The sequence below is a fragment of the Streptomyces sp. NPDC030021 genome, assembly GCF_055574035.1.
The window spans coordinates 197436-210858 of sequence record NZ_JBVIAH010000004.1 but is presented as its reverse complement, the minus strand read 5'-3'; the positions used below and the strand labels follow the sequence as shown (position 1 = coordinate 210858).

Annotated in this window: 7 protein-coding genes, 1 tRNA gene and 4 pseudogenes; 6 read left to right on the top strand and 6 right to left on the bottom strand. The window is 67.8% G+C overall.

From position 1 onward, the window contains the following. Positions 1–28 precede the first annotated feature (28 nt). Both ACZ4YL_RS09810 and ACZ4YL_RS09805 read right to left on the bottom strand, forming a co-directional pair. A pseudogene (locus ACZ4YL_RS09810) lies at positions 29–721 on the bottom strand (glycoside hydrolase family 18 protein); the annotation flags it as partial. 97 nt (positions 722–818) lie between these two features. Then, positions 819–1325 carry a DUF4352 domain-containing protein gene (locus tag ACZ4YL_RS09805; protein WP_468115126.1) on the bottom strand — a complete coding sequence of 169 codons (507 nt, stop codon included), beginning with the start codon at positions 1323–1325 and terminating at the stop codon, positions 819–821. Positions 1326–1478: 153 nt separating this feature from the next. Here ACZ4YL_RS09805 and ACZ4YL_RS09800 point away from each other — a divergent pair, with 153 nt between their 5' ends. After that, positions 1479–2216 carry a VOC family protein gene (locus ACZ4YL_RS09800; protein ID WP_468115125.1) on the top strand — a complete coding sequence of 246 codons (738 nt, stop codon included), beginning with the start codon at positions 1479–1481 and terminating at the stop codon, positions 2214–2216. Between the two features lie 347 nt (positions 2217–2563). Next, positions 2564–2637: transfer RNA gene (locus ACZ4YL_RS09795), tRNA-Trp, on the top strand. Positions 2638–2722: 85 nt separating this feature from the next. On the opposite strand, the gene ACZ4YL_RS09790 is transcribed toward ACZ4YL_RS09795, so the two are convergent. Then, entirely contained in the window at positions 2723–2974 is a 252-nt protein-coding gene (locus ACZ4YL_RS09790) for a hypothetical protein (protein ID WP_468115123.1), read from the bottom strand. Between the two features lie 141 nt (positions 2975–3115). On the opposite strand from ACZ4YL_RS09790, the gene ACZ4YL_RS09785 reads away from it, so the two are divergent. Next, positions 3116–6157: a Tn3 family transposase gene (locus ACZ4YL_RS09785; RefSeq protein ID WP_468115121.1), complete on the top strand. Its 3042-nt coding sequence runs from the start codon at positions 3116–3118 to the stop codon at positions 6155–6157. A gap of 89 nt (positions 6158–6246) precedes the next feature. On the opposite strand, the pseudogene ACZ4YL_RS09780 reads toward ACZ4YL_RS09785, so the two are convergent. Both ACZ4YL_RS09780 and ACZ4YL_RS09775 read right to left on the bottom strand, forming a co-directional pair. After that, positions 6247–6502 (bottom strand): annotated as a pseudogene (locus ACZ4YL_RS09780) (cation transporter dimerization domain-containing protein); the annotation flags it as partial. 439 nt (positions 6503–6941) lie between these two features. After that, on the bottom strand, positions 6942–9530 hold the full coding sequence (locus ACZ4YL_RS09775; RefSeq protein WP_468115119.1) for a right-handed parallel beta-helix repeat-containing protein: 2589 nt from the start codon (positions 9528–9530) through the stop codon (positions 6942–6944). 711 nt (positions 9531–10241) lie between these two features. Between ACZ4YL_RS09775 and ACZ4YL_RS09770 the strand changes: the two are divergent. The 3 genes and pseudogenes from ACZ4YL_RS09770 to ACZ4YL_RS09760 form a co-directional block, all read left to right on the top strand. Further along, a pseudogene (locus tag ACZ4YL_RS09770) lies at positions 10242–10494 on the top strand (ADP-ribosylglycohydrolase family protein); the annotation flags it as partial. Between the two features lie 30 nt (positions 10495–10524). Beyond that, a pseudogene (locus ACZ4YL_RS09765) lies at positions 10525–11374 on the top strand (recombinase family protein). A gap of 37 nt (positions 11375–11411) precedes the next feature. Continuing rightward, complete coding sequence (locus ACZ4YL_RS09760) at positions 11412–12926, top strand: PE-PGRS family protein (RefSeq protein WP_468115117.1); 1515 nt, start codon at positions 11412–11414, stop codon at positions 12924–12926. Here ACZ4YL_RS09760 and ACZ4YL_RS09755 read toward each other — a convergent pair. After that, the gene (locus tag ACZ4YL_RS09755; RefSeq protein ID WP_468115115.1) at positions 12913–13248 is read right to left on the bottom strand and encodes a hypothetical protein; all 336 of its coding nucleotides are present in this window, start codon (positions 13246–13248) and stop codon (positions 12913–12915) included. The genes ACZ4YL_RS09760 and ACZ4YL_RS09755 overlap by 14 nt on opposite strands. Positions 13249–13423: the final 175 nt, after the last annotated feature.

Here is a 13423-nt window from a genome sequence, read left to right as displayed (position 1 = left end):
CGGCGGCGCCGGTCTCGGGCGGCGCCGGTCAGCGGCCGCGCAGGCCCCGGTCGACGGCCCTCATCAGCTCGCCGTCCGCGGTGTCCGCGTCGAGCGACCAGAACATCGCACCGCCGAGGCCGTGTTCGCGGATGTACCCGGTCTTGGCGCGCAGCACCTGCGGGTCGTCGTACGTCCACAGGGTGGTGCCGTCGAAGAGCCAGGCGTGGCCGCCGCGCCGGTCCCGGTGGATCGTGTAGGTGCCGGAGTCGGCCAGCTTCTTCAGCGCCTTGTAGTCCTCGTACCCGGCGGACCAGGTGGCCGGTGCCGGGCCCGTGGCCGGCTGCCCCATGCCGTCCCCGCCACCGGTGACGCCGGTCCAGCCCTGTCCGTAGAACGGCATGCCCATCACCAGCTTGTCCGCGGGCGCGCCGCGCCGGAGCCAGGCGTCCACGGTGCCGTCGACGCTGAAGTCGCCCCGGGCGCGGAGCGCGGACTGCTGGGCGGTCCTCGGCTCGCCGGAGACGTGGAAGTCGTAGCCCTGGAGGGTCACGAAGTCGAGGTCGCGCATGATCCGGCGGACGTCGAAGCCCGCGTCGATCTTGGCGGGGGCGGTGGGGACGAAGGCGGTCAGCTCGTACGAGGTCTTCTCCTTCCGGCTCCGCGCGTACGCGTCGAGCTGCGTGCGGAACTCCTTGACGAGCGCGGTGAAGTTCTGCTTGTCCTCGGCCCGGTACTTCGTGCGGATGCGGGGAGCGGGGCGTGTGCGCGGGCGCTGTGCATGCCGGAAACTATTGGTCTGGACCAGAGCGGTCAAGGGTGCGGCCGAAACTCGCCCGCTACGGGAGCGGCAGGCTCCACTGGCCGACGTCGTCGGCGAGGCCGGTGTCGAGGGCGAACTGGACCGCGGCCGGCTCGGCGTCCGCCGGGATCCGGAAGGTGATGAAACCCTCTGCCGTGCCGCCGGGATCGAGCGTGACGGTCTCGGCGAAGACCGGCCCGGCGGTGGTGGGGACGTCGTCGCCGGTGAACCGCTGCCCTGCGGTGTCCAGCAGATGCGCGGCCGGAGCGGGGGAGTCCTGGTAGACGGCGGTCCCGGTGTTCTCCAGGCGGAACCGCGTCGCGACGAGCCGGTCGGTCCCGGTGGGCTCGGGACCTGCGGGGCTCGCCGGGTCCACCACCTGCGTCAACGTGACGTCGAGCCGCCGGCCCGGCCCGTTCCCGGTGAGGGAGATCGTCTCGCCCGAGCCGTCCGGGGCCGCGCCCAGCAGGGCGGGCGCGAGGAGCGCGAGCGCCAGGAGCGAGCCCCGCACCCGCACCCGCACCCGTCGTCGGCCTCGGGGCATGACGGAACCTCCCGCTCCACGGTCCCCACCACCCACGATCCTCCGCACCCCGTGGTCCCGCCACCCCACGCCGGCCGGGTCGCGTCGCCCCAAGAGGTCATCTCATGCGGCGATTCCGCGGTAGCAGGCGAGGAAGCTTTTAGGATCTCCGGCATGGCAACAAGACTCGTACAGATCAATATGAAGGCCCAGGACGACTCCGTGCTCGGCCGGTTCTGGGCGGAGGCACTCGGGTGGGGTGTCGACAGTGAGGCACCGGGCGTGACAAACCTCGAACCCGTGGGCTTCACCTACCCCGACCCTGTGGCCGTCTGCATCGACATCATCACCCGCCCGGAACCCAAAACGGTGAAGAACCGGGTACACCTTGATCTGGCCACCACCTCGACCGCCCATCAGGCGGAGTTGGTCGCGCGCCTGCAGGATCTGGGCGCGACGCTCGCCGACGTGGGTCAGGGCAACGTCCCCTGGACGGTCATGGCCGATCCGGAGGGCAACGAGTTCTGCGTCCTGGAACCCCGTCCGATCTACCAGGACACCGGGCCGATCGCCGCGGTGGTGGTCGACTGCACCGACCCACGAGCGATGGCCCGGTTCTGGGGGGAGGCGATGGACTGGACGCTCCACGAGGTCACCGACGAGCACGCGGCCATGCGTTCCGCCAAGGGCGTCGGCCCCTATCTGGAGTTCGTCCGCACCCCCGACACCAAGAGCGTGTGGAACCGCGTCCACCTCGACATCTGTCCCTACCCCGGTGACGACATGGGAGCAGAGGAAGCCCGGCTGCGCGCCCTGGGCGCCACCGACCCCGGTATCGACCGGTCCGCGATCTCCTGGACGGTTCTGGCCGACCCGGAGAGCAACGAGTTCTGCCTCCTCACCCCTCGCTGACCTTGAGCAACACCTCCGGTCGGCTTCGGGCCGACGGCGCAGACCCCCGGCCGTCCGCGCATGCCGCCACCGACGGAGACGGGTGTCCCCGGTGATTCAGCGCGCGTCATCGCGCGCCAGGAAGGCCACGAGCGCGCCGTAGCCGTCGGCGGTGCCCGTACGGCCCGGCGCCTAAGGCGACGCTGTGCGCCGGCCTTCGGGCCACCATGGACAACCAGCCCCGCCCCTGGACGGTGATCGGCTGGTTGTCCACCGTCAGAACGTACTCCGGTGAGGGACTCGCACCCGGTCGGCCCAGGAATTGATTGGATCTCCGGGCCCGTTCGTGTCATGGTTGGTCCCACCGAAGGGGTGTAGCTCAGCTGGTCAGAGCGCCGGTCTCCAAAACCGAAGGCCGCAGGTTCGAATCCTGCCGCCCCTGCGACACCGACAGCACGCTGTCGAGGACGCCCGGCCGGGAGTACATCTTCCGGCCGGGCGTTGCTGTTTCCCCGGACCGGCCGCGGTCAGACGGCGGCCGGGGCGAAGCTCGGCATCATCGGGATCGTGCCGGCCGGCCAGCCCTCGGCGCTCGTGGTGAAGTACGGCGCGGGCGAGGTCTCCCACCAGGAACGGACCGCTGTGGTGCTCTCCTGACGGCCCGTCCGCCGGTCGGCGAGGACCGTCTCCCGTTCACCGGTCAGGCATACGGCGACCCGCCCCCGCTTGCAGCCGTCCGGGGTACGGGCCCATGTCGAGGTACACCCGGACACGGGCACGCCGGACATCGTCTAGGGGTTCCGGTAAGAACGCTGTCACCAGCCGCAAATGGCGGTGATCTTGCGGGGCGTCACCCGTGTGGGTGAGTCCGGGGCCGTACGGCTGCGGTGGGTGAAGCTCTGCGAGGACGATCGGCGATCGTGGCCCGTACGCCATTGGACCTGGATGAACTCGTCGAGCACTGGGCGCTGCTGAAGGACGAGCAGGCGCTCGTGTCCGGCAAGCGCGGAGCGGCGCGACTGGGCTTCGCCGTGCTGCTGAAGTTCCATACGCAGGACGGCCGGTTTCCCCGGAACCGGACAGAGCTGCCCGGTGAGGCCGTGGAGTTCGTCGCCCGTCAGGTGCAGGTTCCCGCCTCGGAGCTGGAGTCCTACGACTGGACGGGCCGCACGGTCGGGTACCACCGCGCGCAGATCCGGGAGCACCTCGGCTTCCGTGAGTGCAGCGTCGCGGACGCGGAGAAGCTGACGACGTATCTGGCCGAGCACGTCGCGCACAAGGAACGCAGGCCCGAGCAGGTCCGGGTGGAACTGTTGGCCCGCTGTCGCGAGGAGAGCATCGAGCCGCCGACGCCGGGCCGGTGCGATCGGATCGTGGCGGCTGCCCTGCGGGCGGCCGAGGAGTCTCTGACGGCCCTGATCTTCTCCCGGCTGACCGTGGAGAGTATCGAGCGGATCGTGGCTCTTGTGGCCGGCGCCGACCAGGACGATGCCGGGCCCGCAGGTGGCGGTACGGAGGGTGAGGACGCGCCACCGGTACGGGCGAAGGTCAAGGAGGCTCCGGGCAACGTGATCCTGGAGACGATACTCACCGAGATCGACAAGCTGCTGACGGTGCGGGCGATCGGGCTGCCGCCGGATCTGTTCATCGACGTCGCGCCGAAGGTGGTGGCCGGCTGGCGGGCGCGAGCCGCGGTGGAGTCGCCTTCCCACCTGCGGACGCACCCGGTGCCGCTGCGGGTGACCTTGCTGGCCGCGCTGCTGCACGAGCGGGAGCGGGAAATCACCGACACGCTGGTGGAGATGCTGATCTCCACGGTGCACCGGATCGGGGCGCGGGCGGAGAAGAAGGTCACCGAGCAGCTCATCAACGCGTTCAAGAAGGTGTCGGGCAAGGAGAACATCCTCTTCAAGCTCGCCGAGGCGTCGCTGGGGGCCCCGGAGGGGACGGTCCGCCAGGTCGTGTTCCCGGCGGTGTCCGGGGGCGAGGCGACGCTGCGGGAGCTGGTGCACGAGTTCAGGACCCGGGGGCCGGTCTACCGGCGCACGGTGCAGACGACGTTGAAGGCGTCGTACACCAACCACTACCGGCGCGGACTGGTCAAGCTGCTGGAGGTGCTGGAGTTCCGTTCCTCCAACCACGCCCACCGCCCCGTGATCGAGGCATTGGCGCTGGTGGCCCGGTACGCGAGCGCGGGGAACACGACGTACTACCCGCTGGGCGAGACGGTGCCGGTCCACAAGGCGATGGGCGGGGACTGGGCGGAGGTCGTGCACCGTACCGACAAGCGGGGCCGGCGCCGGGTGGTGCGCATGGTCTACGAGGTCGTGGCCTTCCAGGCCCTGCGCGATCAGCTCAAGTGCAAGGAGTTCTGGGTGGTCGGCGCCGACAAGTGGCGCAACCCGGATGAGGACCTGTCGCAGGGCTTCGAGGCCCGGCGGGTGGAGAACTACCGGGAGCTGCGCAAGCCGCTGGATCCGGCGGTGTTCGTCAACGAACTGCGCGAGCAGATGACGGCCGAGCTGACCCTGCTCAACGACGGGATGCCGAAGCTGTCCTGGCTGGACATCGCCGAGCGGAAGTCCGGGGCGATCCGGCTCACGGCGGCCGAGGCCCAGCCCGAGCCGCGCAACCTGCGCAGGATCAAGGGCGAGGTACAGCGCCGGTGGGGCGTCGTGCCCCTGATCGACATGCTCAAGGAAGCGGTGCTGCGGACCGGCTGCCTGGACGCGGTCACCTCCGTCTCCGGCGGTGGCAGCCTCTCGCCGGAGGTGCTGGCGGAGCGCATGCTGCTGGTCATCTACGCGTACGGCACGAACACCGGGATCAAGGCCGTGGCGTCCGGCGGCCACGGCCACACCGAGGACGAGCTGCGGTACGTGCGGCGCCGGTATCTGTCCGCCGAGGCCGCCCGCGCCATCGCCATCCAGATCGCGAACGCCACCTTCACCGCCCGCAGCACCGAGTTGTGGGGACAGGGCTCGACCGCGGTCGCCTCCGACTCCACGCACGTGCGCGCGTACGACCAGAACCTGTTCACCGAGTGGCACTCGCGCTACGGCGGCCGCGGGGTGCTCATCTACTGGCACGTGGAGAAGAAGTCCCTGGCCATCCACTGCCAGCTGATCAACTGCACCGCCTCCGAGGTCGCCGCGATGATCGAGGGCGCCATGCGGCACGGCACCACCATGGACGTGGAAGCGAACTACACGGACTCGCACGGCCAGTCGGAAATCGGGTTCGGCATCACGAGGCTGCTGAACTTCGACCTGCTGCCGCGTATCAAGCGGATCAACAAGGTCAAGCTGTACCGGCCGGCGGCCGGTGAACCGGACGCCTACCCGCAGCTGAGCCCGGCGCTGACCCGGCCGATCCGCTGGGAACTCATCGCCCAGCAGTACGACCAGATGATCAAGTACGCGACCGCGATCCGGACCCGGACCGCGTCCACCGAGGCGATCCTGCGCCGCTTCACCCGCAACGCCTCCCACCCCACGTACGCGGCGATGCTGGAGGTCGGCCGTGCGCAGAAGACCATCTTCGTGGCCCGCTACCTCAGGTTGCGAGACCTCCAGCGGGAGATCGAGGAAGGTCTGAACGTCATGGAGTCCTCCAACGGCGCCAACTCCGTGATCGCCTACGGCAAGGGCGGAGAGATCGCCTCGAACCGGCGCGACGAGCAGGAAATGTTCGTCCTCTGCCTGCGGATTCTCCAGTCCGCTCTGGTCTACGTGAACACCCTCATGCTCCAGGACATCCTTGACGAACCGGGGTGGGCCGCACTTCTCACACCCGCCGACCGACGTGGCCTGACCCCGCTGTTCTGGTCCCACATCCGCCCGTACGGGGAGGTGAACCTCGACATGGACACCCGCCTGAACCTCACTGCGGGCTCGACGGTTCCCCGCCCTCGCACCGCTGCGGCCGTCGAGCAGCCGGTGCTGAGCCGCACGGCTCCGTGAGTGCCCGATTCCTGAACCTGGAGGGTTGTCGGGGTTCAGACCTCGGTGTGGTGGGCGAGCGCGGCGTCTGGTTTGCCGTGGCCCTCGGTCTAAACGGGGTGGACGGTGCTGGCAGTCAGCCGGGGAACGGCGTGGATGAGGCGTGTTCGGCGGCGACCGCGAGTTCGTGGGCCTGGACCACGGTGAGCTGCGGGGCGACGACGAAGTCGGCTTCGGCGCCCAGTGTGTGGCCGATCCACGCGCATGCGGACCTGTCCGACGTCTCGGGCGGGCGTCGACATCGCGCAGGGCGTGCTCGGCCGTGATGACCAGATCGGGGTCGACGGAGCCCATCAGGTGCCGGTAGCCTCACGGGCTTTTCGAACGGCGCGGGAGCCTGGGGCGTTGCAGCCACCTTCTCCCCAAACGCCTCGGCCGGACCAAACGCTCGACCGACACCCCGTCCGCCCCCTGATGCGGAGGGTCTTCTCGTGTCGTGCTTGTGCGGCCTGCCCACAGCCGCCCGCCATACGATTAGCGACGCCGCGAGAGGCCGAACTGACCCTGCCGGCCTGCTCATCCGTGGAAAAGCCACGCGTTCCCTGCACGGTGTCATACCGTCACGACGCGCTGTGTGCTCCCAGAGTTGGCGTGGCTTTGGCGACACGAGAGTCATCCTTGGAACACTCGCCGCCTTCGAAGCGCCACCGGCCCGCTGTGTCGTCAACGTTCATCACGCTCAGCTGACCCACTGACGGATTCGACGAGATGCGGCATCACCGATATCAGTTCCGTCCGCCTCCGCCTATTCCAACAGGTGCGCCTTTCTCATCTTGTCAAGAAGTGCGTTGAAATCAGCCTTCAGCTGGTCAATGTTCTCCGCATTCGAGTTCGTCTGTTTTTCCGCGCGCTGCGGAAGCGGTTCAAGGAACTTTTGTTTTGCGGTATCATCCAGATCATCCAAGTCCTTGAGCGTCTGCCAAATTAGGTGCTTGTCGTGAGTCAGGCTTCCAGCACTCTGGGGTTGGTTGTTCCAGGGATCCTGCTGACCGGAGACATTGTCCTTCGGGTCCAACGGGCCACCGGTGGTGTAGGCGGTCAGCCGATACAGGAATCCATTGGGGTGCGTCGGCCTGACGGTTTGCCCTATGGGGTAGTGCTTCCCGCGAACCCAGGCAAGAGCCAGCCGTCCCTGTCCGCACGCAGCCTTCACCGTCCACCCGATCGGGCCATCGCGCCCTGTATCTCTAACGCCATTGAGGATCAGATCACCCGGGAGGTAGAAGTTGCAGCTACCCACCTTGGTATTGAAGGGAGTTCCGCCAGTAACTACACAGATTCGCCGCTCACCGTAGATGTAGTTTCCAATCCAGGCTTCCGGAAGCATCAGCGCGCCGGGAACCGGACCGTTTTCGTATGCGGTTTGATAGTACGTATGGAACTGCCCATTACTGAGAAGGGACGTTTGAATCCTGCCCCTGAGAGGGTTACGAGGCTCGAGAGGGTTGTCAGGATCCGGAGCTGGATTGACTTCGGTACGGAAGAGGGAATCCCCCGCGCCTTCCAACTTGCCGTCCACCGTCATAGACTGAAAATCTTGAATGATCCGAGAATTTCCATTATTTCCGAGGGTGTTGGACGTTACGACCGTGGGCTCCAGTTCACCCAAGCACCGCCACTTCACACCGCCCTCTGGTGTGCCGTCTTGTGTCAGGCTCCCTTTCGTTGTGTTCCAATTAGGTTCACCACTGTCGCCAGGAAGAACCACCCCGCGTGTACGCCCGGCATTTTGCGCTAGATATTTGTATCCTTGCGCTATAGACCCTTGCCCGCCAGTCCTCAGCTCGCCCTCGTCGATGTCGATCCCACCGGAGACGATCCGATACAATTGCACTTCGGAAAAGTTATTGAGCACTTTCAGGGCAGAGGGTCCAGATCCTCCCCTGACGGCGCCATAACCCCAGTACGTTGAGTCCGGGGTGATATCCATGTCCCCTCCGACTACAGCGATATGCCCTCCCTTGAATACCGCTGGTGCATTCCCCTCGGCGTAGCAGCCGACGAACACAGAGTACGCCGGAGAACTACCGCGCTCGCAGCTGATGTTTCGGTGCTTGTTTGCGTCCGTGTGACACGAAACGAAGGTGCAGCCCAAAAACGAATTGTCATGAATTCCATCACGCCCATTATCTGTGGCGGAAACATTCATGACCAGCATGGCATTGGCATTTTCGTTACCCTTGCTGCCGATGTCGAGCCCATGCTGGCCATTGCCATAGATAAGGCAATCACGTATCTGTGTGAGGTTGGCATTAACTTCCGGCGTGAAGCCAGCCTTCGGGTAGCTTGCGTATATCGTTATCCCGTTACGCCTGTAGCCGGCGATCCGCACCTTTTCGATCCACGTGCCGCCCGCCAGAACTCGTACGCCATCCATCTCCGGGGTCTGATGGAGGTCGGTGGTATCCCTCCCTTGTAGGGGTTTCGACTCGAGGGTGAACTGGCGAAGCACAGCATAGTCAGCACGACCGCGGTCGGGCGATCCGGCCCCGGTCGAATAGCCCGTCAGGGCAATTGCGCAATAAACGGTCTCTCCGGCGCCTGTTGCTCCGACTTGACCGATGCTGCCTCCGATACCTGGAAGGATCGGAGGGACGTGTGCAGGGGGGTCAAGGGGATTAGTCCTGGTGGAAAGGTTGAAGTCGCCGCTTTCAACATCCGCTTTTATTCGGGAAGTTCCTCTGAAGCCGAAGCCGGCTCCCTCCAGAATGCAACCGTTCGAGACGACAAGGGGCTTCGTAATCCGGTAGTCGCCCGGTGGAAGGTAGACGACTTTGCCGTCGGACAACGGGGCATCCGTCATCCTTTCGAGTCGCATTGCGCAGTCCAGGGCATCTTGGAGCGCGTCCGTGTCGTCGGCCTTTCCATCTCCTGCCGCTCCGAAGTCGAGCACGTTCAGCCGCGTGTCGCGGCGGGGCCGGATTGTCACCATGCCCGAAGCGTCACAGTCACCGATCCAGTTCGGAGCGCTGATGCAGACTTCTTTCGGATCGCCGCTCACTGCGTTAGCGCGCACGAGTTTTCCCGCATTGTTGACGCCAACCACGCAAGGCTTTCCGGGGCCTAGGCCGCCGAAAGCGGCGCCGCCTATTTGGAAAACAACACCGCCTATTTGAACGTCGACGTCCTTTGTGGCCAACGCCTTCCGCAGAGCAATCCCGAAGAGCGGAAGGGTATGCAATGTCTCGTCGTCGGGGTTGTCGCTCTGCTGGACAGCAGGGGTGACGGCAGGGGTGACGGCATGGGTGGCCGGTGCTCCGGTGATGCGGACCACTTGGCCAGCTGTAATGTCCTGTGCGGCTTTCATGGTGACGGTGACGGTGGCGACGTCCATCGGAACTTCTCTTCCGTTGAGACTTCGTTGGCAAACGCAGGTCCAGGGAACACGTCAGTTCCGGGGCGGCCTCAGCGGAGGCCGGGCGGTGGTCCGCGCTAATCGGCACCGGGGTATTACTGAACCCTCTATGGGCGCCTCCTCCAACGATAGACGCGCCGGGTCGTGTCGGCGATCAGAAACGCCCCTGAAGATCGCGCACTACCTCCGGGGCGGCTTGGTCCGGCACCGCAAAGGGCGACGCCAAACGCGCCCGTGGCGACGCCCTCGTTTCCATGAGCTCAGGCCCCTCTGCCACGTCCCGGCTCGGCGCGTCCGGCCAGTTCGACTCGAAGACGGTGCAGGCTCTCGCCGCAGGGTTTCGACAGAGTTGCTCGATGTTCGGTTCGTGACCACGTGAGTCCGAGCAGGCTGAGCGGTCGGCGGCATCGCGGGCATTGTGCCGAAGGGCGGAAGCGATGCTGGTCTTGCCGCTCAGGCGGCGGGCACCGATGACTAGGTCGCGCCAGGTCGCCATCCCGGCGCGGGAGTTTAGATCCGGGCCGCCTGCTTCAAGTGGTGATTCTTGAAGTCATGTTCGAAAGGGCCGGCCGCGGATGGAGCCGCTGGCCCGCCATAGCCGCCCGATGTCCTGCCGAGCGGCATACCACGCTGAAAAGTTGCATGTGTGTGCTGCCACCCGGCAGTTCAGGCTGCCCACGGCATGAGGTGGCCGTCTGGCCCTGCCTGCGCTCCGCCGTCTGGGCCCTGCGTTCTACTGCCGGCTTCGAAGGTGCGATACGCGCGGCGAGCGACCTCGGCGGTGACACGGACACCGTCGCCGCGGGGCAAAGACCTCACGGGGGCGTACTACGGGCTGGATGCAATCCCCGCCCACTGGACCCAGCCGTTCCACGTTCCCCACGACGGACGTGTGCTATATCTGACAGATTTGCTCCACCTTGCACACCCCCTCGAAGGATGAACCGGGTCTTGCTCATCAACCGACCGATTGATGAGCAAGATCGACAAGTGGCGGCGCGCGACCGGATCGACGCCGGATCATGTCCATAAAACGGTGTCAGAAAGTCGATGTGTTCGAGAACTTGAGCAGCAGCCATTTCTGTGCGATCTGGCAGGTGCAGCCACCCCAGGACGACGACACCGCAGATCTCCTTGCCCCGTTCCGGCCGTACGGACCGGCGGCCTCGTGGGATACGCACGCGTGTCCGCCAAGGGGCAGTTGCTCGACCGGCAGATCCACGCACTCACCGAGGCAGGGTGCATTCGGATCTTCTCCGACAAGAAGTCCGGCAAAGAACGCCGAATGCGAGGAACTATGGAAGGCGCTCGACTGCCTGCGCGAGGGCGACACCCTCGTCGTCCCGTCACTGGACCGGCTCGGCCGCTCCATCCAGGACCTCATCGCGATCGTCTCCGGCCTACGGAAGCGCGGCATCGGATTCACCTCGCTGCACGAGGCGCTCGACACGACCACGCCCGGCGGCCGCCTGGTCTTCCACGTCTTCGTGGCCCTGGCGGAGTTCATCCGCAAACTCATCGTCCAGGGCACCAACGAGGGCCTGGACGCCGCCCGCGCCCGAGGCGCTCGCCTCGGCCGCCCGCCGGCGATGACCGACGAACAGGTACGTCACGACCGCGACCTGCTCGCCCGTCCGGAGAACACCGTCACTTCCATCGTGAAGCTCCTCCGTGAAGCTCCTCAGGGTCTCCCGCAACACCATCTACAACTACGTACCCGAACTGAAGGGCGGCCGTCTCGCGCTCGCCGAGTCGGCCAACACGGCAGAACTGCCCCGACCCTCCAGGCCATAGGACTGATCACCGCCGTTTGCGGCTGGTGACGGCTTTCTTACCGGCACCCCGGCTACCGTCCTTCGGATGGGGACAGACGTACGACGCTGCGACGACCGGTGGCCGGATCGGGACTGGGGGCCGGCAGCCGGGCCGAGTCTTCGGCAGGCCTGGTTCCAGGGGCTGAGCTTCAACGCGGCCGCACCGGACCACATTCGGATCCGACTGCTGGACCTGGGCACGGCCCCGTACGTCCTGGCACGGCGCGACCTGTCGCCCGCCGTCGTCGACGCCGCGGTCGACCACCCGGACCGGCGGGTCCGCGGCAGGCTCGCCGAGGCACCCGCATCCCTCGGGCTCACCGCCGCCCAGTGGTCACGGCTGGTGCTCGGCGAAGCCGGCGGTGCCCGGCGCGAGCTGATGCTCCAGGCCGCGGCCATGGCCGGGCGGGGGCTGACGCGGGAGGCGTACGGGACGCTGGCCGCGGACCCCTTCGGTCCGGTCCGGGAGGAGCTGGCCCGGATGCCCGCACTGCCCCTCCCGCTGCGCCTCGCCCTGCTGGCGGATCCGCTCCCGCGGGTGCGGGCCGCCGCGTGCGAGGCCGGCTGGCGGGACCTCGGCGAAGGGACCCGGGCCCGGCTGGCCGCGGATCCCGCCCCCGCCGTGCGGACCGCGGTCACCCTCGCCCGGCACGAGGAGGTGCCGCTCACCGCGGAGTTCTACGACGCCGAGCCCGGGGCGGGCCGCCTCGTCGAGGGCCACCGGCTGGAACGGGACCTCGTCCTGCGGCTCTGCGCCGACGCGGACCCCTGGCTGCGCCGGAACTTGGCCCGGAACCCCTACCTCGACCCCGACCTGGTCGGCGTACTCGCCGCCGACCCCGAGGACGACGTACGCCTCGCCGTGTCCACGCGTCCCGAGCTGACGGAGGAGCGGCGGGCCGACGTACCGGTGGACATCGACCCGCGGACGGTGCGGCGGCCGGTCGCGTGGGTGGTGGCACTGCACGAGGACGAGGAGGCCATGCGCCGCCTCGCGGCATCCCCGCACCTCCTGCTGCGCAGCAGCGTCGCGACGGCCCGGCGGCTGCCGCCGGACGTGGTGGAACGGCTGGCCCGGGACGAGGACCGGGTCGTACGGCTCTTCCTCGCCGAGCGGTGCGACGACGCTCCGGCGGACATGCTGCTGGAGGTGTGGCAGTGGTGGAACGGGAGCTACTCCACTCCCGACCGGCCCTACGGGCACCCGAACTTCCCACGGCGCGACCTGCTCCGCCACGCCGACGACCCGCACCCGCGGCTGCGGCAACTGGCCCTCGACGACCCGGGCTCGACGCCCGGTCTGGTGGAACGGTTCAGCGGGGACGAGGACGCCGAGGTGCGGTTGCGCGCCGCCACCGACCCCCGGCTGTCGCCGGGCTCGGTGGTACGGATGCTCGACGACCCGGACAGCGGTGTACGCGCCATGGCGGCGCGGCATCCACGGCTGCCCGTACCCGTCCTCGTCGCGCTGCTCGGCGACGAGGGGACGGCGGAGGCCGCCGCCCGGAACCCGGTGCTGCCGGTGGCCGTCATGGAGCGGATGACCGTCACAGGGTCATGAGGTGGGCCGCCAGGAGGAGGGGCGCGGGGCAGGTCAGGGCGCCCAGCAGGGTGAGACGGGCCTCGCGCGACAGCCGCCGGACGCCGGGGGCGAAGTACACCAGGGCGCCCGCCAGGGCGGCCCCGACGACCGCGCCCGCCGCCTGGAGCAGCAGGGGAGTCACGTCCTCGCCGGCCGCCATGCCCCAGACGCCGATCATCAGGACGAAGAAGCCGACGACGACGAGGGACATGCCGGTGAGGGCCCACAGCAGGACGGACGCCACGACGAGGGCGTTGTTCGGCGGGACGGGTCGGGCGGGCGTGACGGACGTCGAGGGCATGGCCGGCTCCTGTTGCTGACTCGGGGTGATGATCCGAGTCTGCGGGGCCGACGGCGGCGGGGGGGGGGGGGGAGGGACCCCCCCCCCCCCCACGTACGCCCGGCCCAGGACCCCCCGGAGCCCGGCCCCTTGGGGCCGTACGGGGGCGGGGGGGTCTCCACCCCCTTGCCGATCG

Bases quoted from the DNA above. Each gene is read 5' to 3' on its own strand.
- ACZ4YL_RS09760 (WP_468115117.1), top strand. From the start codon at position 11,412: ATGGGGACAGACGTACGACGCTGCGACGACCGGTGGCCGGATCGGGAC.
- ACZ4YL_RS09800 (WP_468115125.1), top strand. From the start codon at position 1,479: ATGGCAACAAGACTCGTACAGATCAATATGAAGGCCCAGGACGACTCC.
- ACZ4YL_RS09805 (WP_468115126.1), bottom strand. From the start codon at position 1,325: ATGCCCCGAGGCCGACGACGGGTGCGGGTGCGGGTGCGGGGCTCGCTC.
- ACZ4YL_RS09755 (WP_468115115.1), bottom strand. From the start codon at position 13,248: ATGCCCTCGACGTCCGTCACGCCCGCCCGACCCGTCCCGCCGAACAAC.
- ACZ4YL_RS09775 (WP_468115119.1), bottom strand. From the start codon at position 9,530: ATGGACGTCGCCACCGTCACCGTCACCATGAAAGCCGCACAGGACATT.